The 21,901-nt window shown below is 68.2% G+C and carries 19 protein-coding genes and 2 pseudogenes; 13 read left to right on the top strand and 8 right to left on the bottom strand.

All coding sequences use genetic code 11. From position 1 onward, the window contains the following. Positions 1 to 10: 10 nt before the first annotated feature. From ASD38_RS02965 to ASD38_RS02955, 3 genes are all read left to right on the top strand, one after another. Complete coding sequence (locus tag ASD38_RS02965) at positions 11 to 520, top strand: YcnI family protein (protein WP_056457443.1); 510 nt, start codon at positions 11 to 13, stop codon at positions 518 to 520. A gap of 14 nt (positions 521 to 534) precedes the next feature. Then, positions 535 to 1,029 (top strand): copper chaperone PCu(A)C, encoded by a 495-nt coding sequence (locus tag ASD38_RS02960; protein ID WP_056457439.1) that lies wholly within the window; start codon positions 535 to 537, stop codon positions 1,027 to 1,029. A 142-nt stretch (positions 1,030 to 1,171) separates the two neighbouring features. Further along, on the top strand, positions 1,172 to 3,313 hold the full coding sequence (locus ASD38_RS02955) for a M13 family metallopeptidase (protein ID WP_056457436.1): 2,142 nt from the start codon (positions 1,172 to 1,174) through the stop codon (positions 3,311 to 3,313). 466 nt (positions 3,314 to 3,779) lie between these two features. Here ASD38_RS02955 and hisG read toward each other — a convergent pair whose 3' ends face one another. The 4 genes from hisG to ASD38_RS02935 all read right to left on the bottom strand — a co-directional run bounded on the left by hisG (position 3,780) and on the right by ASD38_RS02935 (position 7,981). After that, complete coding sequence (hisG, locus tag ASD38_RS02950) at positions 3,780 to 4,733, bottom strand: ATP phosphoribosyltransferase (RefSeq protein WP_056436091.1); 954 nt, start codon at positions 4,731 to 4,733, stop codon at positions 3,780 to 3,782. Continuing rightward, positions 4,730 to 5,902, bottom strand: a complete 1,173-nt coding sequence (locus tag ASD38_RS02945; protein ID WP_056457433.1) for an ATP phosphoribosyltransferase regulatory subunit — start codon at positions 5,900 to 5,902, stop codon at positions 4,730 to 4,732. The genes hisG and ASD38_RS02945 overlap by 4 nt, the downstream gene beginning before the upstream one ends. 4 nt (positions 5,903 to 5,906) lie before the next feature. After that, on the bottom strand, positions 5,907 to 7,406 hold the full coding sequence (gene hisS, locus ASD38_RS02940; RefSeq protein ID WP_056457430.1) for a histidine--tRNA ligase: 1,500 nt from the start codon (positions 7,404 to 7,406) through the stop codon (positions 5,907 to 5,909). A 392-nt stretch (positions 7,407 to 7,798) separates the two neighbouring features. Then, positions 7,799 to 7,981, bottom strand: a complete 183-nt coding sequence (locus tag ASD38_RS02935) for a hypothetical protein (protein ID WP_056457427.1) — start codon at positions 7,979 to 7,981, stop codon at positions 7,799 to 7,801. Positions 7,982 to 8,118: 137 nt separating this feature from the next. On the opposite strand from ASD38_RS02935, the gene ASD38_RS02930 reads away from it, so the two are divergent. From ASD38_RS02930 to ASD38_RS25040, 6 genes and pseudogenes are all read left to right on the top strand, one after another. After that, positions 8,119 to 8,703, top strand: coding sequence for an RNA polymerase sigma factor (locus ASD38_RS02930; protein ID WP_056457424.1), 585 nt, complete (start codon positions 8,119 to 8,121; stop codon positions 8,701 to 8,703). Further along, a complete protein-coding gene (locus tag ASD38_RS23685) occupies positions 8,700 to 9,119 on the top strand; it encodes a hypothetical protein (RefSeq protein ID WP_156390536.1) in 420 nt (139 codons plus the stop codon). The genes ASD38_RS02930 and ASD38_RS23685 overlap by 4 nt, the downstream gene beginning before the upstream one ends. 2 nt (positions 9,120 to 9,121) lie before the next feature. Continuing rightward, positions 9,122 to 9,892 carry an ImmA/IrrE family metallo-endopeptidase gene (locus ASD38_RS02925; RefSeq protein ID WP_056457422.1) on the top strand — a complete coding sequence of 257 codons (771 nt, stop codon included), beginning with the start codon at positions 9,122 to 9,124 and terminating at the stop codon, positions 9,890 to 9,892. Between the two features lie 702 nt (positions 9,893 to 10,594). After that, the gene (locus ASD38_RS02920) at positions 10,595 to 10,807 is read left to right on the top strand and encodes a hypothetical protein (RefSeq protein ID WP_056457419.1); all 213 of its coding nucleotides are present in this window, start codon (positions 10,595 to 10,597) and stop codon (positions 10,805 to 10,807) included. A 232-nt stretch (positions 10,808 to 11,039) separates the two neighbouring features. Continuing rightward, positions 11,040 to 13,133, top strand: coding sequence for a TonB-dependent receptor plug domain-containing protein (locus ASD38_RS02915; RefSeq protein WP_056457416.1), 2,094 nt, complete (start codon positions 11,040 to 11,042; stop codon positions 13,131 to 13,133). Between the two features lie 9 nt (positions 13,134 to 13,142). Continuing rightward, positions 13,143 to 13,242 (top strand): annotated as a pseudogene (locus tag ASD38_RS25040) (hypothetical protein); the annotation flags it as partial. 26 nt (positions 13,243 to 13,268) lie between these two features. On the opposite strand, the gene ASD38_RS24425 reads toward ASD38_RS25040, so the two are convergent. Both ASD38_RS24425 and pgi read right to left on the bottom strand, forming a co-directional pair. Beyond that, positions 13,269 to 14,750 (bottom strand): FAD-dependent oxidoreductase, encoded by a 1,482-nt coding sequence (locus ASD38_RS24425; protein ID WP_056457413.1) that lies wholly within the window; start codon positions 14,748 to 14,750, stop codon positions 13,269 to 13,271. Positions 14,751 to 14,841: 91 nt separating this feature from the next. Further along, the gene (gene pgi, locus ASD38_RS02905; RefSeq protein ID WP_056457410.1) at positions 14,842 to 16,461 is read right to left on the bottom strand and encodes a glucose-6-phosphate isomerase; all 1,620 of its coding nucleotides are present in this window, start codon (positions 16,459 to 16,461) and stop codon (positions 14,842 to 14,844) included. A gap of 112 nt (positions 16,462 to 16,573) precedes the next feature. Between pgi and ASD38_RS02900 the strand changes: the two genes are divergently transcribed. Both ASD38_RS02900 and ASD38_RS02895 read left to right on the top strand, forming a co-directional pair. After that, the gene (locus tag ASD38_RS02900) at positions 16,574 to 17,065 is read left to right on the top strand and encodes a hypothetical protein (RefSeq protein ID WP_056457407.1); all 492 of its coding nucleotides are present in this window, start codon (positions 16,574 to 16,576) and stop codon (positions 17,063 to 17,065) included. Between the two features lie 199 nt (positions 17,066 to 17,264). Further along, positions 17,265 to 18,005, top strand: a complete 741-nt coding sequence (locus ASD38_RS02895; RefSeq protein WP_056457404.1) for a DUF1353 domain-containing protein — start codon at positions 17,265 to 17,267, stop codon at positions 18,003 to 18,005. 111 nt (positions 18,006 to 18,116) lie between these two features. On the opposite strand, the gene ASD38_RS02890 is transcribed toward ASD38_RS02895, so the two are convergent. Then, entirely contained in the window at positions 18,117 to 20,297 is a 2,181-nt protein-coding gene (locus tag ASD38_RS02890) for a protein-disulfide reductase DsbD family protein (protein WP_056458256.1), read from the bottom strand. Positions 20,298 to 20,425: 128 nt separating this feature from the next. Between ASD38_RS02890 and ASD38_RS02885 the strand changes: the two genes are divergently transcribed. Then, positions 20,426 to 20,818, top strand: coding sequence for a MaoC family dehydratase (locus ASD38_RS02885; protein WP_056457402.1), 393 nt, complete (start codon positions 20,426 to 20,428; stop codon positions 20,816 to 20,818). Next, positions 20,817 to 20,936 (top strand): annotated as a pseudogene (locus ASD38_RS23680) (hypothetical protein); the annotation flags it as partial. The gene ASD38_RS02885 and the pseudogene ASD38_RS23680, both read left to right, overlap by 2 nt. 70 nt (positions 20,937 to 21,006) lie before the next feature. Here ASD38_RS23680 and ASD38_RS02880 read toward each other — a convergent pair. Then, positions 21,007 to 21,801 carry a SapC family protein gene (locus ASD38_RS02880; RefSeq protein WP_056436134.1) on the bottom strand — a complete coding sequence of 265 codons (795 nt, stop codon included), beginning with the start codon at positions 21,799 to 21,801 and terminating at the stop codon, positions 21,007 to 21,009. Between the last annotated feature and the right edge of the window lie 100 nt (positions 21,802 to 21,901).

Here is a 21,901-nt window from a genome sequence, read left to right as displayed (position 1 = left end):
GGAGGAAGCCATGAAAGCTCCGCTGATCATCTTGCTGGCCCTGCTGGCCGCCCCCGTCCCCGCCCTGGCCCACGTGGTCGCCGCGCCCGGCGAGGCCAAGGCCGGATCCTATTCCGCCATCGCCTTCCGCGTGGGCCACGCCTGCGCGGCCGGCGACACCACGCTGAAGCTGCGGGTCGAGATCCCCGACGCCGTGGTCTCGGCCCGGCCCCAGCCCAAGCCGGGCTGGACCATCGACATCGAGAAGGACGGCGAAAAGGCCACAGCGGTCACCTGGACCGGCCGCCTGCCCGACGACCAGTTCGACGACTTCGCCCTGCTGATGAAGCTGCCGAGCCAACCTGGAAACTTGGTCTTCCCGGTCATCCAGTCCTGCGAGAAGGGCGAGAGCCAGTGGACCGAGATCCCCGATCCCGACCGTCCCGGCGAGAAGCTGACCCGCCCGGCCCCGACCGTGCGCCTGATCCCCGCCGCCGAACAAACGCCTCCGATGCCTGACATGCCGGGCATGAAACACTGATGTCGAGAAACGCCATGAACCGCTTCGCCCTCGCGGCCCTCGCCGCCGTCGCCCTCCCCGCCTTCGTCGCGCCCGCTCTCGCCGGCGACTACCGCGCCGGCGGGATCGAGGTCCGCCGCCCGTGGACCCGCCCCGCCCAGGCCGGCATGAACGGCGTCGGCTACCTGACCCTGGCCAATGTCGGCGCCAAGCCCGTCAAGCTGATCGCGGTCGAGAGCCCCGCCGCCAAGTCGGTGACGATCCACCAGTCCAGCATGGCCAATGGCGTTTCGTCGATGCGGCCGGTGACCGGCGGCCTGACGATCGCGCCCGGCGCGAGCGTCGTCTTCGCGCCGGGCGGTTATCACCTGATGCTGATGGGGCTGACCAAGGCCCAGGCCCTGGGCGGCAAGGTGCCGCTGACCCTGGTGTTCGACGGCGGCCGCAAGCTGCGCATCGACCTGTCGGTGGAAACCGGCGCCCCGAAGGCGGGAGCGGACCCGATGGCCGGGATGCACATGGACCACTGAGGGCGGGGGGCGTGAATCCCTCTCTCTTAGAGAGAGGGAGGGGTTTGAACGCCGCCACCCAAACATGACAAAAAAGTAAGGGGCGAAAACGTTCCGGGGATGGCCAAGTCACGGTTCGGATTTTCCAACGGATCGCTGCTTCATGAAACGAGTCTGGTTCGCCGCCGCCGCCATGGCCGCCCTGTCCCTGTCGGCCTTCGGCGCGCAAGCGCGCGAGAGTCTGGCGCGAGAAGACCACGACCACGCCTGCCTGAACGCCGCCTGCACCCTGCAGTCACTGTTCGTCGCCGCCGACACCCCGGCGGCCGGCCCGGCGACGATGTCGCTGGACTCGCCGCGCTACGGGACCTGGGGCTTCGACGCGGCGGGCATGGACCGCTCGGTCAAGCCGGGCGACGACTTCTACAAGTTCGCCAACGGGACCTGGGACGCCAACACCACCATCCCCAGCGACCGCTCGCGCTACGGCAATTTCGACAAGCTGTCGGAACTGTCGGAAGCCCGCACCAGGGCGATCATCACCGAGGCCGCGGCCAGCGCCGCGCCCGACGCCGACACGGTCAAGATCGGCGCCGCCTACAAGGCGTTCATGGACGAGGCCCTGGCCGAAAAGCTGGACGCCAAGCCGATCGCCCCCGAGCTGACCGACATCCGCAAGGTGGGGACCAAGGACGACTTCACCGCCCTGATGGGCCGCAATCCCACCACCGGCTTCTCGGCGATCCTGGGCCTGGGCATCAATCCCGACGCCAAGAACCCGACGCGCTACGCCGTCTACGCCTCGACCGGCGGCCTCAGCCTGCCCGACCGCGACTATTATCTAGACGCCAAGTTCGCCGAGAAGAAGACCGCCTACGAGGCCTATGTCGCCCAGATGCTGACCCTGATCGGCTGGGACAAGCCAGCCGAGAACGCCAAGGCGATCGTGGCCTTCGAGACCCAGCTGGCCGAGGCCTCGTGGACCCGCGCCGCGCGCCGCGACCGCGACAAGACCTACAACCCCATGAGCCTGGCCGAACTTCAGGCCCTGACCCCGGGCTTCGCCTGGAACCGCTATCTGGTCGGGACCGAGCTGCCGCCGTTCGACCGCGTGGTGGTGACCACCAACACCGCCTTCCCCCAGTTCGCCAAGATCTACGCCGACACGCCGCTGGACACGCTGAAGGCCTGGCAGGCGTTCAAGGTGGCCGACGGCGCGGCCCCGATGCTGTCCAAGCGCTTCGTCGACGCCAACTTCGAGTTCCGCAGCAAGACCCTGGCCGGCCAGCCCGAGCAGAAGCCCCGCTGGAAGCGCGCCGTCGCGGCGGTCAACGGCGAGCTGGGCGAGTCGGTCGGCCGCGTCTACGTGGCCCGCTACTTCCCGCCGGAATCCAAGGCCAAGATGATCGACCTGGTCGGCAACATCCGCGGCGTGCTGAAGGCCCGCCTGGAGACGCTGGACTGGATGTCGCCGGAGACCAAGGCCCAGGCCGAGGAGAAGCTGGCGCAGTTCACCGTCAAGATCGGCTATCCCGACAAGTGGCGCGACTATTCCAAGCTGACGATCAAGGCCGACGACGTCTACGGCAACGCCCTGCGCTCGGCGGCCTTCGAATGGCGCCACGACGTCGAGCGCCTGAACGGTCCGGTCGACAAGAGCGAGTGGGGCATGACCCCGCAGACGGTCAACGCCTACTACAGCTCGGTCAATAACGAGATCGTCTTCCCGGCCGCCATCCTGCAGGCCCCGTTCTTCCATCCGGACGCCGACCCGGCCGTCAATTACGGCGGCATCGGCGGGGTGATCGGCCACGAGATCAGCCACGGCTTCGACGACCAGGGCCGCAAGTCGGACGGCAAGGGCGTGCTGCGCGACTGGTGGACCGCCGAGGACGCCGCCAAGTTCAAGGCCCAGGCCGACCGGCTGGGCGCCCAGTATTCGGCCTTCGAACCCCTGCCGGGCGCGCACGTCAACGGCCAGCTGACCATGGGCGAGAACATCGGCGACATGGGCGGCCTGGCCTTCGCCCTGCAGGCCTATCACGTCTCGCTGGGCGGCAAGCCGGCCCCGGTGATCGACGGCTTCACCGGCGACCAGCGCGTCTATCTGGGCTGGGCCCAGGTCTGGCGGGCCAAGCAGCGCGACGACGCCCTGCGCCAGCAGGTGGTCAGCGACCCGCACTCGCCGGCCTATTACCGCGTCAACGGCACGATCCGGAACCAGGACGGCTGGTACGGCGCCTTCGACATCAAGCCCGGCGACAAGCTGTACGTGGCGCCGGAGGACCGGGTTCGAATCTGGTGATCGAACGGGGACACGCCCTCGCGGCGTGTCCCCATCAGCATCAGACCGCGCGGGCCATTTAGCCTCCGTGCGTCGGGTGGGGACACGCCGCAAGGGCATGTCCCCGAACGCAAAAACGGCGGCCCGCATCGCGGAGCCGCCGTTTTTATCGGGTCTGTCAAAAACCGAAATCAGACCCAGATACACCAAACCCGTCGCGGGGGATAATCGCGACGGGTCCAGCTATTTCTCGATCATTCGATCTAGGTGGGCGTTTCCTCCCCGAAACGCCGAAGGAAGGGAGCTCTCTTTGGGCTCGTTTCTTCCTTGCAAGGGGTAGAAACGGCAAATCCGAGATGGTGTCAACGGCAACGATCCGGATTCCACGACGGCCAAGGAATATTTTTGACATAAAACCGTTAGATTGGACCGTCGGGTCAAACTTATCGCCGATCTCCTAGCGATTTTTTGACAAGTCAGTCAAAACTTACCGAACCAGCCGATCCCGAAGCGCGTCCAGAACCGCCGACCGCGACTCGAAAACATAGTCGGGACGCGAGACGGTGACCGGCTCGACCCCGGCCGCGCCCAAGGCCGCGGCGGCTTCGAACAGGTCGGCGGCGGCCAGCAGGGCGCCGTTGGCCCGGCGCGCGCCCTGGCCGACGAACGGGGCCACGGCGGCCTGACCCGCCGCGTCCTGCTCGGCCGGCCAGACCAGGGTGGCCATGTTGCGGGCCCGGCCCTTGGCCTCGACCACCGACAGCAGGCGGGCCAGCGACTCGATCTGGCCCGGCGTCCACGGCGTGATCAGCGAGGCGGTCAACTGGGCCTGGCTCTTGAGGATCACCCCGTCGCTCAGCACCTTCAGCCCGTTGGCCGCCAGGGTGGCCCCGGTGGTGGTGATGTCGACCACCAGCTCGGCCGCGCCGGCGGCCGGGGCCCCCTCGGTGGCCCCGCTGCTCTCGACGATCCGGTAGTCGGCCACGCCGTGGCGGGCGAAGAAGGCCCGGGTCTGGGTGACGTACTTGGTGGCCACCCGCAGGCGCCGGCCGGTCTTGGCGAGATGGGCGTGACCCACCTCGTCGATGTCGGCCATGGTGTCGACGTCCAGCCAGCTCTTGGGAGCGGTGACCACCAGGTCGGCGCGGCCGAAGCCCAGGGCCCGCAGCAGCATGACCCGCGCGTCCATGTCGTCGCCGCGCTCGCGCAGCAGGTCCTCGCCGGTGACGCCCAGGTGCAGCTCGCCGCTGTCCAGGCCCGCGGCGATGTCGCCGGCCGACAGCAGCCGCACCGACACGCCCGGCAGGCCCGACAGTTCGGCGCTATAGCCGCGCGAGCCGCCCGACATCTCCAGCCGGAAGCCGCACTCGGCCAGCCAGGCCTCGACCTGCTCCTTCAGCCGGCCTTTTGACGGAATGGCGAAGATCATTTGAGCGCTCATTCGCCGCCCCCCGCATAGGCTCGCGCCGGGCGCACCATGCAGCCCACGGCGCCGGTTTTCGTCTCGGATCCCCCTCTTGTGGTATCAAGCCGGGCGGGCAGGCCGTCGTAGCGGCCGCCGGCGGCCACCGGCCGCTCCTCGTCCAGGGCGGCGCTGCGCACCTCGAACAGGAAGCCGTCGTAATAGCCGAACGCGCGCCCGAAGGCGGCGGTCAGGCGCATGCGGTCCTCCGGAACGCCGCGCGCGACCAGGCCGGCCAGGCGCTTGCGCCAGCCGTCCAGGGCCGCGTCCAGCGTCGCGCGTCGCGGACCGGCCAGGGCCGAGATGGCGTCCAGGGCCGCGCCCGGACGGTCGCTGACCGCCAGGAAGGCCCGCACGGCCTGCGCTTCGCCGGCCGACAGGGCGCCGGCCTGGACGGCCTGGGCCCGCTCGACCAGCCGATGGGCGATCTCGGCGGGGCGGCGGCCGCCGACCGGCTCGATGCCGGCCAGGGACCACAGCTCCTGCAGCACCGCCGAGGCCTCGGCCTCCGGCAGACCGGCCAGCAGGGCGGCGATGCGGCTTTTCTCTTCGCCCGCGGCTTGTCCGAGGGCTGACGATCCGCCCTCCAGCTCGATCTTCAGCTGGCGCGGCTTGCTGAAGGCCCGCTTCAGCCGCGCGCCCAGGGGCGGGGTCAGGCCCAGGCTGTCGACGAAGGCCCCGAACAGGCTCACATCGCCCAGCAGCAGGGTCAGGTCCGCCCGTCCGCCCGCCGCCGCGCTGGCCCAGGCCAGGGCGGCGATCTCGGCGTCGGCGGCCACGGGGTCGCCCTTCCCTGAGTCATAGGACTCGAAGGCCTCGATCCCGATCTGCAGGAACTCCTCGGCCCGGTCGCTGCCGCGCGGCGCGACGCGGAACGCCTTGCCTTCGTAGAGGTAGCGACCCTCCCCATCCCCGTTCGCCAGGTGCTGGCGGGCGATGGCGACGGTGAAGTCGGGGCGCAGGCAGGCCTCCTCGCCCGCGTCGCCGGAGACCACGAACAGCCGCGAGCGCATGGCCTCGCCGGCCAGGTCCAGCAGCAGGCCCAGGGGCTGCAGCACGGGCGCGTCGGTCGGCGTCGCGCCGGCGCTCAGGAAGGGGGCGCGGATGGCGTCGAGCGCCTCCGCCGGAATGGAACGCTCGAGCCTCATGCCCCTAACCCCCGATGATCTTGCGGACCGCCGCGACCAGCTCGCCGCGCGGGATCGTCTGCTGGCCGGGACGCTCGGCCTTCCAGGCGGCGTTGTCGGCCACCCCGGCGGCCAGTTCGCGGCCGAGGTCCAGGTCCTTGATGGTGACCGTGCCGGCCGCGATCTCGTCGCCGCCCAGCATGACGGCGGCCGGCGCCATGCGGCGGTCGGCGTATTTCATCTGCGGCCGCATGCCCGAGGTCCCCAGATAGACCTCGGCCGCGATCCCGGCGTTGCGCAGCTCGCCGACCACGGCGAAATATTCGCCCATGTGGGCCTGGTCGAAATTGATGATCACCACCGGCCCGCGGGCCTGGCCGCCGGGCTCGCGCCCCGCCGCCCGCAGGGCCGCCGCCAGGCGCGAGACGCCGAACGAGAAGCCCGTCGCCGGCGTCGGCTGGCCGGTGAACCGCGCCACCAGGTCGTCATAGCGCCCGCCGCCGCCGATCGAGCCGAAGCTGAGTTTGGCGCCCTTGTCGTCCGTGGTCGACAGCAGCAGCTCGGCTTCGAACACCGCGCCGGTGTAGTACTCGAGCCCCCGGACGATCGAAGGCTCGAACAGCGCCTGGTCGTCGGCCACGCCCAGGCTCTTCAGGGCCGCGTCGATCTTGGCCAGCTCCTCCAGCCCCTCGTCGCCCTCGGCCGAGCCGCCGATCACCTTGGCGATCTTGGCGAGCGTATCGGACCGGCCGCCGGATCCGGCCTGGACGAAGTCCAGCACCGAGTCGATCGCCTTGCCCGCCAGGCCCGCGCCCTTGGTGAAGGCGCCGCTCTCGTCCAGCCGGCCCTCGCCCAGCAGCATGCGCACGCCCTCGACGCCCAGCCGGTCCAGCTTGTCGACGGCCCGCAGCACGCCCAGCTTCTGGCCGTTGGTCTCGACCCCGGCCGCGGTCAGCAGGCCGTTGAGCAGCTTGCGGTTGTTGATCTTCAGCACCGCCGCGCCGCGCGGCAGGCCGGCGGCCTCGAGCCCCGCCACGGCCATGGCGATGATCTCGGCGTCGGCCTCGGGACGGGCCGAGCCGACGGTGTCGGCGTCGCACTGGATGAACTCGCGGAACCGGCCCGGACCCGGCTTCTCGTTGCGCCACACCGGCCCGAACGCGTAGCGGCGGAACGGCTTGGGCAGGGTCTCCCAGTTCTGGGCGGCGAAGCGGGCCAGGGGCGCGGTCAGGTCGTAGCGCAGCGCCATCCACTGGTCGTCATCGTCCTGCAGGGCGAACACCCCCTCGTTGGGACGGTCGCTGTCGGGCAGGAACTTGCCCAGGGCGTCGGCATATTCGAACGCCCCGGTGTCCAGCGCCTCGAAGCCGTAGCGCTCATAGACCGCCGACACCGCCTCCAGGATCGCCCGCTCGGCCCGCAGGTCGCGGGCGCGCTTGTCGGCGAAGCCGCGCGGGTTGCGGGCCTCGGGGCGGAAGGTGGTCGCTTCGGGCGTGTCGCTAGAAGTCTTTGGCTGGTCGGTCATGCGCGCGTCGGGTCCTGGTCGTAGGTCTCGACGGATGGCGCTTTTGCTCAAGCCCCATCCGCCTTGGGCGGGGGCTCGGGCTGGGGGTTCGCTTAGAGCGAACGGACCCGGCCGATCCCGCGAGGCGAGGTCGGATGGTGGTGGCGGCCGTGATGGTGCGGCGTACGGGTCATGGTGGGGCGGGCTATAGCGCAGCGGGAAGGACGGGGGAAGGGGTGGATGGCGCTGACCTTCTATTGAGTGTCAAGTCATTCGCATGACTAGGCCGATACTCAGCATCCAGCTTTGATCCATTCGGCCATGAGCACGCTAAAAAGAAAGCCCGCCGAGCGAACTCGGCGGGTTCAAGTTGCAGGTTGGGGGGATGGGGCGCTGGTTCTACGCCCATGCATTTAGGCGTACCGGACGAGGCGCCAGGTCACCGCGCGACCGCCATAGGGCGGGAACACGTTGTTCTTGGCGATCGGCGCGGTCGTCGTCGGCGTGCCCGCGACTTCCCAGACGCCGCTCTCCGGGCAACGCTCGCCGGTGCGGCCCGTGGTGCCGATCGGGGCCTTCGAAGCAGTTCCGTACATATCCATTTCCTTCAGATCGGAGAGGCCACCTGGCCCCTCTCGATAGGGGATGCTCATCGGTCGACCCTTCGCGGACAAAATTATTTTGTCCTTGTTCACGCCACCGTTGAGTATGGTGAAGTTGAAGGGGAGGCGTCATGACGGCGACCGCCGGACAGCCACAGGTTCGCGCTGACGCAAAAAGTCTCGACGAAGTCGAGGACGCGTTAGAGCAGCTCAAAGACGAAGACGTCGAACGTCTTGTCGCGAAGGCGGGAGCCTACGCTGTCGGCACCGGCGTTGAACCAATGGATCTAGTCAACGAAGCGGTTACAGCCGCTCTCGACGGATCCAGGTCCTGGCCACGCGACATTACGCTCGAAGTTTTTCTTGTGATGTCGATGAAGAGCATTGCTTGGAACTTTCGCCGAAAAGCGCGCCGAACGACCGCTGTGGACATGTCGACCGACGGCCACAGCTTCCAGGAAGCCCAACAGCGTTTCGCCTTCGACGTAGAGGCACAAACGCTTTCGGCGATCCGGTGCAAGGCCCTGGTGAAGAAAGTTCACGACCTGTTTGGAGACGATGAGCAGGCACTAGCGGTTGTAATGGGCAGGTTCGATGGACTTTCAATCCAAGAGATCTGCGACGTTTGGAATTTTGATCGAAAATCGTACGAAACAGTGAGCAAGCGCGTTCAGAGAAAACTGGGTGAGGCGGTTCGTGCAGGAGCGATCCAATGACGCATGACCCTGAGACCGATTGCCGTGCCATCGACGCACTGGCTAACATCTTGGCGGAAGCAATTGATGACGCCTCGCAATCCGAGGTGCGGGATCAATTGGCTGTTCGATACGGAAGCGCCGACAATGCGGTTGCCGTTGCTAGAACGTCTATCCGCGCCGCCATGAGAAGTGTAGCCGCCCAGCGGCGCGCTCAAATCAAAAACCAACTCAATGCTGACGCCGCAGGCATCGTTAGACCGCCCGTGCAATCGCTTTCTCGCGAAGAACTGCTGAAAATCTTAGAGCAGCATACAGCCAACGATGACGGGGCTGCTCCCGTCACCCTAGCTGCGCGGAATGGGAAAGGTGAAATGGACGACGACGAACTTCGCTCGCTTGTCAGTGACATCCTCGTTCTGAGGTCGGACACTTAGCCTTGGATATCAATCGGCTCTATCGCCGCCTCGGCATTGAAGAACCGGCGGACATCGATCTAGAAGTCATCGCGCACTATCTCGGCCTGTCGATCAAGACTGAGCGCCTATGCGCTTGTGAAGCTCGAATTATAGGCCTCGGTGATCGTGGAATCATTACGGTCAGTAAGAACGCTCATCCGCTAAGGCGTCGTTTCTCAATCGCCCATGAAATCGGACACTGGGCTTATCATCGCGGCAAAGCGCTAATGTGCCGCGCGGTGGATATTGGTGAGGGACGGGAAATCTCCCGTCATCGCGAACAAGTCGCGGACGCTTTCGCGGGTCGCCTCCTGCTCCCAGATTTCATGTTGAAGGAATACTCTAATTTCCCGAAACTCACATTCAAACAAATCGAGAAAGTATCGACGGAGTTTAATGTCAGCCGGCCGGCTACAGCTCGACGGCTTGTGGAAAGTGGAGACTTTCCCTGCTTCCTGCTTGCCTACGGCCGGAATGGCTGGAAGTGGTTTGCAAGGTCACCGATGATCCCGGACCACTGGTTTCCACAGAGGGAAATCGACCCTCAATCTGGTGTTTTCGATGCCGTCTTCGCCGGCAAGGAGTCGTCCTACCCATCGAAGATCGGGGCTGATGCCTTTTTCGATAGACGAGGCGCAGAGCGCTTCGAAGTTCTTGAGGAAAGCGTGTGCGTCGGACCTGGCGACGTCCTGACGCTAGTTACTATTATTGATCGCAAAATGCTCGAGGAGGTCGAGGTAGGAAGGCGTTGATGGAGGGACGCTTCCCACCCGTCCGGCTCGAGTGCCTTCCCGCTAGGAACGAAGGCCTATCCTCTTTTCACCACGGGCGCCAACCCACCCCGCCCCCAACAAATTCAACGCCCTGCCCCCGCCCAGCGCGAGCGCGGACCCAATTTCATCCCTCACCTCCAAAACGCCCGCATAATACCTCTCGCCCCACCACCGGGGAGGCCGTCCAGCTGGCGACCTGGCGGGTGGCGGGGGCGGTCGAGCGGGCAGCGTTCGTCGGTGGTCTTGAGTGACGCTTCGGGCGGTCCGGGCAGGTTCCCTGAAACATCGGGACGAAGCCCGGCCGGCGAAGGATCGGCGGGGGCGCCAGGCGCGGGCTGAAATCGCCCGCGCGGTCCGGACGGGGTTTCGTCGCCCCTCCGCCCGCCGGGGGCGGATTCGAGGAGCGGGTTAAAACCCCGCGATCCCGATGGCTCCCGAGCACAGGCCGCGCGGAGCGTTCGTGACCTGTCGAAACGGCACACTCCAAAACCTACGCCGGGCATGGCCCGGACGCTCCGCCGCCTCCCCAGCCCTCAGCGGGTCCCCGCGTGAGATCGGAAAGCCGTGCCTGTCAGATCGCGCCCGCGAACCCTTGCCCCCACCTGACCGCTTCGCGGTCTGTCCGCCCCCACGGGGGGCGGAGGACGCGTCGGTCCGACCCAGCCCTTGATGGAGATTGCAATGAGCAGACCCAAGCCGCCCACGCCCGCCAACGATCACCTGGCCGCCTTCGGGAAGACGGACGGCCTCGACCGCCTCACCGACGCCGAGATCCAGGCCCGGCTCGAGTCCTCGGGCGAGGCGCTGATGCGGGAGATCAATCTGAGGATCCTGCGCCTCCGGGAGCAGACCCTGGCCCGATTGGCGGCGGAGGCGGACAAGGAGCGCCCTTGAGCGTCGGGCCCCGCCGGGGACGCGCGCGTCGCATGTCCCCGGCCCCGCCCCGAGTGTTCTCCAGATCTCGCCAAGTCTTAACGGCGCGTTCATCAGTTTATCCACAGGCGTGGATCAGTCGATGAACATGAACGTCCTGTAATGTGTCTGCGAAGTAATCCACCTTTCCGTCTTGTAACTTGAGATGAATGTCCGGACCCGGCAGTTGTCTCCTCACTGAGGGGAACTACCGATGACCAAGACCATGCTGCTGGCGACCGCCGCCGCCTTTCTGACCGCCGGCTCGGCCTTCGCCGCCGAGACGCCGCAGGCCGCCCAGGCCCCCGTTCCGACCGGCCCGACCAGCCCCCCTCTTTCTGGCCAGGCGCCGCTGAACGACGCCGCCCAGAAGGGCGTGCTGGTCTTCACCCCCGACTTCTTCGCCAGCCAGCGGCCCAACACCGCCCTGGACATGGTCGAGCGCGTGCCGGGCTTCTCGCCCGACGACGGCAGCGGGGCGCGCGGCTTCGAGGGGGCGGTCGGCAACATCCTGATCAACAACAACCGCCCGGCCTCGAAGAACGACCAGGGCACCGACGTGCTGGAGCGCACCCCCGCCAGCCAGGTCGACCGCATCGAGCTGATCCGCGGCGGGGCGCCCGGCATCGACATGCAGGGCTTTTCGGTGGTGGTGAACGTGATCCTGAAGACGGCCGCCAGCCATCAGTCGATCGTCACCTTGAACAACAGCCTGTTCGACGGCGGCCACGACGTCTGGGGCGGCAGCTACCAGTTCACCGCCAAGAACGGCGAGCGCAGCTGGAGCGTGCTGCTCAGCGACGGCACCTCGACCAGCGACTCCAACGGCCCGGGCCGCGACATCGTCCGCGACGCGACGGGGGCGGTGCTGTCCGACCTGCCGTTCGCCAACGACGGCTATGGCGGCGGCGACTCGATCCGCCTGAACTATTCAGCCCCGGCGGCCGGCGGCAAGCTGGAGGCCACGGCCCGGTACGGGATCCATGACTGGCAGGAATGGCAGGAGATCGGGGTCACCGGCGGCCCCGACCGCGCGTACAGCGACTATGCCGAGGACACCAAGTCGGGCGAGCTGGGCCTGACCTATATCCGGCCGCTGAAGCCGAAATGGACGCTGGAGACCCGGGTCATCCACCAGTTCGAGAGCTTCGAGAACGAGGCGACCAGCAGCGAGACCGAGCACGGCGTCGTCGCGCCGGAGGCCCGGTTCACCTCGGAAGGCGACTCGTCGGAATCGATCCTGCGGGCCCTGGTCCGCCACGAGCGCAGCGCGGCCCTGACGATCGAGGCCGGCGGCGAGGTCGCCTACAACATGCTGGACACCCAGCAGGCCTTCACCCTGGGCGGAGCGGCGCAGACCCTGCCCAGCGCCTCGGTCAAGGTCGAGGAGCTGCGCGGCGAGGCCTTCGTCAAGGGCACCTGGCGGGTGGACCCCAAGCTGACCCTGGAGGGCGGCCTGCGGCTGGAGACCTCGACGATCAAGCAGTCGGGCGACGCCTCGGCCGAGGAGAGCTTCTTCTACGCCAAGCCCCGCTTCCAGGCGACCTGGACGCCCAAGGCCAACCACCAGGTGCGGTTCCGCTTCGAGCGCGAGCTGGGCCAGCTGGACTTCGGCGACTTCGTGGCCTCGTCCGACTTCGACGACGGCAACGTGCACGGCGGCAATGTCGACCTCAAGCCCGAGCAGCGCTGGATCTCGGAGCTCACCTATGAAAGGCGCTTCTGGGGCGAGGGCATCGTCTCGGTCGGCTATCGCCACGACGAGATCATCGACGTGATCGACCGCCTGCCGCTGGACGGCGGCCTGTCGGCCACCGGCAACATCGGCAACGGCACGCTGGACCGCCTGTCGGTCAACATCGTGGTTCCCATCGACAAGTGGGGGATCAAGGGCGGCCGCTTCACCTTCAAGAACGACTGGAACGAGACCCACGTCACCGACCCGACCACCGGCGAGGACCGTCCGATCTCGGGCGTGCGTCCGACCCAGGCCAATATCGGCTTCCAGCAGGACATCGTGGCCTGGAAGACCCAGTGGGGGATCAACTGGCTGCCGCTGCTGGGCCAGGGCACCTACGACCCGGACCAGACCAGCAGCTGGCGCGGCGCGGCCTATTTCGAGAGCTTCGTCGAGTACAAGCCGACCCCGACCCTGTCGCTGCGCGCCCAGCTGAACCTCTGGGACGACTTCGTGATCCGCCGCACCGTCTATGCGGACCGCACGTCGCCCCGGCCGGTGAAGTTCACCGAGGAACGCGACATCAACCCGCGGACCTTCCTGTCGCTGAAGCTGAGGAAGACGTTCTAGGGGGCGCATTTGGCTCCCGAAAACCTCGTCCTTCGACAAGCTCAGGATGAGGTTTTCCAACGCCGACGCCGGCAAGGGTCCTCATCCTGAGCTTGTCGAAGGACGAGGACCAGGCACGGCGCTTGAATATCGATCCTAGCCCTTGGTCGCCAACTTGCCGGCCAGGTGCTCGGCCAGCCGGATCGACAGGGCGATGATCGAGAAGGTCGGGTTGGAGATGCCGGTCGAGGCGAACACCGACGATCCGGCGACATACAGATTGTCGATCGCGTGCACCTTGAGGTTCGCGTCGACGACGCCCTGAGCGGGGTCGGCCGACATCCGCGTGGTGCCGATGTGGTGGCCGTTGACGATCAGCTGGTCCTTGACGGACTCCCAGGGCTGGAAGACCACGTCGCCGTGCAGGGCGTTGACGGCGGTCTTGAACAGCCGGGTCGTCTGGAGATAGGTGGTCTCGTCGGCCAGGCCGACCTCCCAGGTGATGTGGGTCCGCCGCTGGCCGAAGATCGGGTCCACGGTGTCAGCCAGGGTCACGCGGCTGTCGGGATTGGGGAACATCTCGAAATAGTACTGGCCGTAGCCGGCCCAGAACCAGCAGCTGCCGATGCCCAGCTCGCGCTGCTGCTCGGCGCTGGGCGAGAACCGGCCCGAGACGCGCACACCGTTGTCATCGGTCCAGGGGACGGGACGCATGCCGTTCAGCGTGTCTCCGGCCATCAGCCGGGATTCGGGGTCGTCCAGATAGGGCCGCGTGGTGGTGATCACCTGGCCGGTCGACAGCGGATGGCACATGAAATGGCGGCCAACCTGGTCGTGCTCGTTGCCGGCGTTCGACAACAGCAGCAGGCGGGCGTTCTCGACCGCGCCGCAGGCCAGGACAACGACGTCGGCCTGGACGGTGAACTCGGTGGCCTTTCGGGGCGGCGTCTGGTCGTCCAGGCTGGCCACGCGCAGCGAGCGCACCGCGCCCTGGTCGTGATCGATCTCCAGCAGGCTGGCGTTGAGGATCACATCGACCGAGGTGTCGCCCAGCGTGACGCCGTCGAAGCTGGCGGTGGCCAGGTTCCGATAGGCTCGGCCGATATACTGGTACATCTCGACGTCGAAACCGGCGAGCTGGGGGACCTCGGCCTTCAGGATCCCGGCCCAGGTTTCGGCGCTGAAGTCGTCGCCGTGCAGCCTGGTGAACGCGGCCGCCTCCGCATAGTACGGGTCCAGGTCCTCGCGAGAGATCGGCCAGCCGGGGAAGCCGGTGCGCTTCTCGAAGGTGATCGGATCCAGCGGCCGGGACTGGCCGCCCCAGTGCGCGCCCGTGCCGCCGTAGAAGCGCTCGCGTTCCGAGGCGTAGCCGGGTTGGTCGGCATAGGGCCGGATCAGGAAATCCGACTCGTTGGACGCGAACAGGCCGTCGGCCACGCCGTCATAGAGCAGGGTCTTGTCGGGCCAGCTGGCCTGCAGGTCGCCCTTGAAGTCGCGGCTTCCCTCGATCAGCGTGACCTTCAGCCCCGCCTTTTGCAGGTACCAGGCCGCCGTGGCGCCGGCGGGGCCGGAGCCGACGACGCACACCTGGGTCTGGACCACCGTGCCGTTGGCGATGTCCTTGCCGTTCCTGATCATAGCCGCCACCCTGAGTTGTTACCCAGGATAGCTGCCACTTTTAGGTGCGAGTCAAGGCGACGCCCGCCAAGGTCGAGCCGCGATCGGCGCCCTAGACCTTCAACCGCTCGATCAGCGCCGCCGTCGACGGATCGTGCGAACCCACGGCCCCGCTTTCCAGCTCCGGCAGGATGCGCCCGGCCATCACCTTGCCCAGCTCCACGCCCCATTGGTCGAAGCTGTTGATCCCCCAGATCACCCCTTCGACGAAGGTCTTGTGCTCATAGAGGGCGATCAGGGCGCCGAAGGTCTGGGGCGTCAGGCGCTCCAGCAGCACCAGGGTCGAGGGGCGGTTGCCGGCGAAGGTGCGCTGCGGGGCCAGGGTGGCGATCTGGGCTTCCGGAACGCCCTTGGCCTGAAGCTCGGCGACGACGTCCTGCGTCGTGCGGCCCACCATGAAGGCCTCGGCCTGGGCCAGCAGGTTGGACAGCAACTTCTCGTGCATGCCGGCCGGGCCCTCGTCGGACTTGGCCACGCCGATCAGCTCCATCGGGGTGATGTCGGTCCCCTGGTGCATGCACTGGAAATAGGCGTGCTGGACGTTGGTGCCCTCGTCGCCGAACACCACCGTGGCGGTGCCGCGCGTCACGGGCCTGCCATCGGGCCCGACCGACTTGCCGTTGCTCTCCATCTCCAGCTGCTGGAGGAACGAGGCCAGGCGGCGCAGGCGGTGCGAGTACGGAACGACCGAACGGGCGCGGCGGTCCAGGCCGTTGCGGTTGAAGATCTGGGCCAGGGCGATCAGCACCGGCGCGTTCTTTTCCAGCGAGGCTGTGGCGAAGTGCTCGTCCATGGCCGCCGCGCCGTCCAGAAAGCCCTGGAAGGCGTCCCAGCCGCAGGCCACGGCCACCGACAGGCTGACCGACGACCACAGCGAATAGCGGCCGCCCACCCAGTCCCAGAAGCCGAACACCCGATCGTCGGCCACGCCGAAGGCGGCGGTCTTGTCCAGGGCGGTGGAGATCGCCGCCAGGTGCTGGTTGGCGCCGGCCTCGCCCAGGGCCGCGGCCAGCCAGGCGCGGGCGGCGCCGGCGTTGGCCAGGGTCTCCTGGGTGGTGAAGGTCTTGGAGACCACGATGACCAGGGTCTGTTCGGGATCCATGTCGGCCGTGGTCAGGGCGAACTCGGCGCCGTCGACATTGGCCACGAAGCGCAGGTCGATGCCGGGCTTGATCGGCCGCAGGGCGTCCCACAGCAGGCGGGGGCCCAGGTCGCTGCCGCCGATGCCGATGTGCAGGATGGCCTTGAACGGCTTGCCGGTCGCGCCCTTGATCTCGCCCGAGCGGACGGCCTCGGCGAAGGCCTTCATCCGGGCGCGGACGGCCTCGACCTCGGCCATCACGGGCTGGCCGCCGGCCTTGAAGTCGGCGTTCGCCTTGGCGCGCAGAGCGGCGTGCAGGACGGCCCGGCCCTCGGAGCCGTTGATCGCCTCGCCGCCGAACATCCGGGTCCGGGCGCCTTCGACGTCGGCCGCGTGGGCCAGGTCCAGCGCGGCCTCGAGGCCGGCCTCGTCCCAGGCCTGCTTGGAAAGGTCGATGTGCAGGCCGGCGACGTCCAGCGTCAGGGTCTCCAGGCGCCGGGGCTCGCCGTCGAACATCTCGACGATGCGCTTTTCGCCGGCGGCCTTGGCGGCGTCTTCCAGGCGGGTCCAGGCGGCGTCGAGATCGGCCATGCGGCGTTCCTTCACACTATGGTTTTGGTAAATCGGCGTTTACCCGGGCGGGCTTACCAAACGGATGCCGCCGCGTCATGAAGACCAATGACGTTTTTCGCGGGGAGAGCCCATGTCCTGTGACGCCGTCGCCTTTTCCGCCATGCTGTGGTTCGCTTCGTTCAGTCCGGAGGCCCAGACCGGCTCCGCGCCGGCCGTGGTCCAGCAGGCTCCGATCCCGCCTTCCGTGGCGAGCGAGCCGCTGTTCGCCGACATCGTCAAGCGGGCCGGCGGACTGAAGGCCCGGACCGAGGCGTATCGCCAGGCCCTGCCCAAGACGCCCGACACCGTCGCCAAGGCTCTGAAGGGCTTCGACGCCTTCCAGGGCCAGATCGGCGAGCTGTCGGCCCTGGACATGAAGGGCCACGTGACCCTGAAGGAACGCGGGGCGGTCGACGACCTCAAATGCATCCTGCGCGGCATCAGCCAGGACCTGCCCGAGAAGCTGAAGGCCGTCGCCGAGGCCAAGACCGTCAAGGACCAGGACCTGGCCTTGAGGGACATGGTCTATCTGCTCAACGACAATGTCGAAGTGATCACCGCGCCGCCGAAGCCGGCGGCTTAAGCAACGTTCCGCTCATCCGGCGCTGTTGGCCACGGCCACCTTGCGGCCTGCCTTCAGATCCTCGACCCGCGTTTGACAAAACCCGCGCCAGGTCAGCGGCGCGTCGCCGCAAGTTCGCCATCCGTCCTTGCTACGGCGGCGCTCGCCGTCCAGAAGGCGAGCGTCCGTTCGCCCCGCAAAGGCTCCAGCCCGCACACGCATGTCGCCGAAGTCCAAGCTCCCCGCCGCGCTCGCCGCGCTCGCCGTCGTCCTGGCCGGCTGCGCCACCGAGACCAAGACCACGGTCTTCGTGCCGATGGTGGCCCCGACGCCGCCCAGCTCGCTGACGCCGCAGCCGGTGATGCTGTTCAACCAGACCAAGGACGGCCGCAAGCTGTTCACCCTGGACGCCGAGTTCCCCTATTGCGACGTCGAGACCGGCAAGGTCATCGTCGTGCCGCGCTGGTACGTCACCGACTTCGCCAGCGTGCCCTGGTACGGCCAGGGCTTCGTCGATCCGCAGGGACCGACGGCGCGGGCGGCCATCGTCCACGACTGGCTCTACACGATCGGCGAGCCGGGCAAGCGCGAGGAGGCCGACGCCATCTTCCTGCGGGCGATGCTGAAATACGGCGTGCCGCCGTTCCAGGCCAACATCGCCTACAAGGCCGTGCGGATCGGCGGCGACAAGGGCTACGGCCTGCCCACCGACTGGAAGTTCACCGATCCCAAGCGCCAGGACATCTTCCAGCCCGCGCCGTTCGCCAAGCCGCGCACCGGGGCGGTGCGGATCCTGCCGCGCTGCCAGGGCTTCGGGGCGTTGATCCAGAGCGGCTGGCGGGCCTATCCGATCAAGACCCCGATCATCACGGCCCCGCCGCCGGTCGTGGTCACCCGCACGCCGCTGGACCAGGTGAAGGAACGGCTGCCGTTCGGGGGCAAGGGCGACAAGAAGAAGTAGTTCCTCCCCCTGTGGGGAGGTGTCGGCGCAGCCGACGGAGGGGGGAGTGGTCGGCCGACCCAACAATACCCCCCCACCGGCCTTCGGCCGCCTCCCCCACAGGGGGAGGATCTAGGACGCCGCCTTCTCGATCGCCTCGATCACCAGGCCCTCGGTCAGCAGCTGCGGCAGGATCACCGGCTCGCCGCTTCCCTTCGGATAGACCAGATACAGCGGCACGCCGACGCGGCCGTGCTCGGCCAGGGCGGCGGCGATCGTGGCGTCGCGCTTGGTCCAGTCGGCGCGCAGCAGCACGGCGTCGCTGGCCTTGAAGGCGTCGACCAGGCGCTGGCCCTTCAGCGCCGTGCCCTCGTTGACCTTGCAGGTCACGCACCAGTCGGCGGTGAAGTCGACCATCACCACCTTGCCCTCGGCCTGCAGGGCCGCGACCTTCTCGGGGCTCCAGGCCTCGGCGCTCAGGCCGGGACCGGCCGGGGCCTGCGCCGTCGTCGCGGCCGCGGGCGCCGAAGCGGCGGGGACGGCGCGGACGCCCAGGACCACCAGGGCCGCGGCGGCGACCAGCGACAGGGCGGCCAGGACGAACGGAACCGCCGCGCCCTTGCCGGCGATCGATCGCGCCTGGGCCAGGCCGTAGAGCCAGGCGGCGAAGGCCACGAGCACGCTGGCGGCCAGCAGGGCGGCCAGGGGGATAGACCCCGTCTGCTGGCTGTAGACCCAGGCCAGCCAGGCGGCGGTGGCGTACATCGGGAAGGCCAGGCCCTTCTTCAGCACGTCCATCCACGGACCCGGGCGCGGCAGGCGGGAGAGCAGGGCCGGGGCGAAGGCCAGGATCACGAACGGCGCGGCGAAGCCCAGGGCCAGGCCCAGGAACACCGCCAGCGACAGCAGCGGCGGCTGGGTCAGGGCGTAGCCCAGGGCCCCGGCCATGAACGGCGCGGTGCACGGGGCGGCCACCAGCACGGCCAGGGCGCCGGTCAGGAACGAACCGCCGACTCCGTTGCCGCCGGCGCCAGCCCCCACGCCCTGCACCGAGGCCCCGACCTCGAACACGCCCGACATGTTCAGCGCCACCAGCAGCATCAGCAGGGCCAGGCCCGCGACCACGACCGGCGACTGCAGCTGGAAGCCCCAGCCCACGGCCGCCCCGCCGGCCCGCACGGCGATCAGCAGACCGGCCAGGAGCAGGAAGGTGACCACCACCCCGGCCAGGAAGGCCAGGCCCTGGACGCGGGCCTTGCCGGCGTGGTGGGCGTGGGTGGTCAGGCTGGCGGCCTTCATCGACAGGATCGGGAAGACGCAGGGCATCAGGTTCAGGACCAGCCCGCCCAGGAAGGCGAAGGCCACGGCCAAGGGCAGGCCCAGGCTGGCGCCTTGCGCGGATCCGGCCGCCTTGGCCGGCGCGGCGGGCGGCGCGCCCAGGCCTCCGGCCTCCGCCGGGATCGTCCCCGGCGTGGCGGTGATCTCGTAGGCCGCGCCGTTCAGGGCCAGGACCCCGGCCAGCTCGGTCGGCTTGGCCTCGGCCTGGGTGAAGTCGTAGCCGGGGGTCAGCGACAGGGTCAGGCCCTCGGGGCCGCGCTCGATCGCCTGCTCGGGCGGATGCTCGATGACCTTGCCGGAATAGGGATAGAAGAACGCGCCGGAGACGTCGGCGCCCTTCAGCGGCGCGCCGGTCACGGCCAGCTTCAGCACCGAACCCCGCAGTTCGAACACGGCCTTCAGCCCGGCCGGCTTGGGGGCCTTGGCCAGGGTGTCGGCGACCTTGGCGCCCCACTTCGGGTCGGCCTGCGGCATGCCCGCCACGACCGGCAGGGTCAGGGTGACGACGGCGTCCTCGGGCACGCAGACCTGTTCGCAGACCAGGAAGGCGGCGGCCGCCTTCAGGGTGACGACCGAGCCGACCTGGGCGTTGGCCGGCACGGTGATCGGCACCGGCAGCAGCACCTCGCCGGTGTAGGCGAAGTCCAGCAGCGGCCCGACGCGGCTCTTCTCCGGGGTCGGCCAGACGATGTCGCCGGCGGTCCAGCCGGCCGGCAGGGTCCAGACGATCTTGGTGGCGTCGCCAGCGTCGCCGGGATTGCGCCAATAGGTGTGCCAGCCGGGCTGGATCTTCTGGCGCAGGGCCACATAGACCACCCCGCCCGGCACGGCGCCGGCCTCCTGGGACACCAGCTCGACCTCGATATGTCCGGTCTGGACGGGCTCGGCCTTGGCCGCCCCCGCGAGCAGCGGGGCGCCCAGCAGCAGGGCGCCCATCAACGCCGGTACGACGGCGAACAGCTTTCGAAGCGACATGAACGGATTCCAGGCGCGGCCGACCGGGGCCAAGTTGCAAGACACATGACCTCTCCAAGCGCTCTCGACAATGGCCAAGCCGTCGTGATCAGGTCGAAGACCCGCGTTCGCAAGAGAGTCGTCCATCCATGCCCGCTTCCTTCGACGACATCGAAATCGGCCAGGTGGTGTCGCTGGGCGCGACGGTCGTCGACGACAAGGCGCTGGAGACCTTCTGCGCGGCGTTCCAGCCCGGCTGGCCGGCGGCCAGCGGCGCGCCCGACACCATGGTCTTCGCCCTCTGGTCGAAGCTGGACGCCGAGGCCAGCGCCGCCTGGCCCCAGACCAAGCGGGTCGGCGTCGACGCCCTGCGCTGGCTGCGCAACCCGCCGGCCGGCGAACTCTTGCGCGGCCGCATGACGGTGATGGGCAAGGATCCGGTCGGCGAGGGCAAGGGCATCGTCATCGCCCAGCACGACCTGCTGGACGAGGCGGGCCGGCTGGTCTTCTCGTGCCTGACGCGCAGCATTTTCGCGCGGTAGGCGCCGTGCGTCCTTCGAGGCTCGGCTACGCCTCGCACCTCAGGATGAGGAATTCAGCAACAAGGCTCCTCATCCCGAGGCGCCCGCGAAGCGGGCCTCGAAGGACGCACCAAGCCTGATCCGCAAACGAAAAAGGCGGCGGGCCCTTTCGGATCCGCCGCCTCTCCGCACGTCCGAGGACGTGAAGTCTAGTTCAGCGCGCCGTTGGCGGCCGCCTGCTGCTGGCGGATGGTGGCCAGGGCGATCAGGCGGTCCCAACCGATCAGCGACACCAGGTGCGCATAGATCTGGGCCAGGGCGCCGCTGGTCTGCAGTTCCTTGACCTTGTCGGCCGGCAGGGCGTTCAGCTTCTCTTCCGAGACGCCGTAGTACTCGGCCACGGTCTGGGGCTCGCCCGGCTGACCGTTGGCGTCCAGCGGGGTGAACACGGCCTTCTTCAGTTCGAACAGGTCGTTGTCCTTCAGCAGCTGCACGAACGAGTCGGTGCGGCGGCGCTCGACTTCGAAGTCGTCGCAGAACTTGATGCAGTTCTGGGTGTATTCGGTCGGCTCGCCCTTGTCGTCGAACAGCGGGGTCTGGCCGCCTTCGGCCAGCAGGTCCGAGCTGCGGTCGATGCAGACGATCAGGCGGTCCTGGCTCTCGTCATTGGCCAGGACGAACGGATAGCGACGGATATAGGCCGGAATGTAGGCGCCGACGTCGAAGCCGCCGTCGGCCTGGATGAACAGGTTCTCGCCGGTGTTGAGGCCCATCACGGCCAGCGGCACGCGGTCCTCGCCGGCGAAGATCACCGGATAGCTCAGGGCGGCCGGGGCGAATTCGGTGACGGCCAGCGGCACGGCGGTGCCGTTCAGGGCGAAGCCGTAGGGCTTGTCCTTGTGGACCAGAGCCAGCTTGGCGTGCTGCTCGCGGTTCAGCGGCTCCGGCGAGGAGTAGAACAGGACGTTGCCGGAGATGCCGCCGGCGGGTTGGGTCGTTTCCATGAACAGCTCGACAAAAGGCTAATGAACGGACGCCTATTGCGCTTAGGCGGCCTTTGAAAGGTCCGGCGCTTCTAGCCGATCCGGAGGGGTCTCGCAATCG

Origin of the sequence: Caulobacter sp. Root487D2Y (assembly GCF_001427165.1) — a bacterium.
In the GTDB taxonomy this organism is placed as follows: Bacteria; Pseudomonadota; Alphaproteobacteria; order Caulobacterales; family Caulobacteraceae; genus Caulobacter.
The sequence above is the reverse complement of the archived record's forward strand: the minus strand, read 5'-3'. Positions and strand labels throughout refer to the sequence as shown.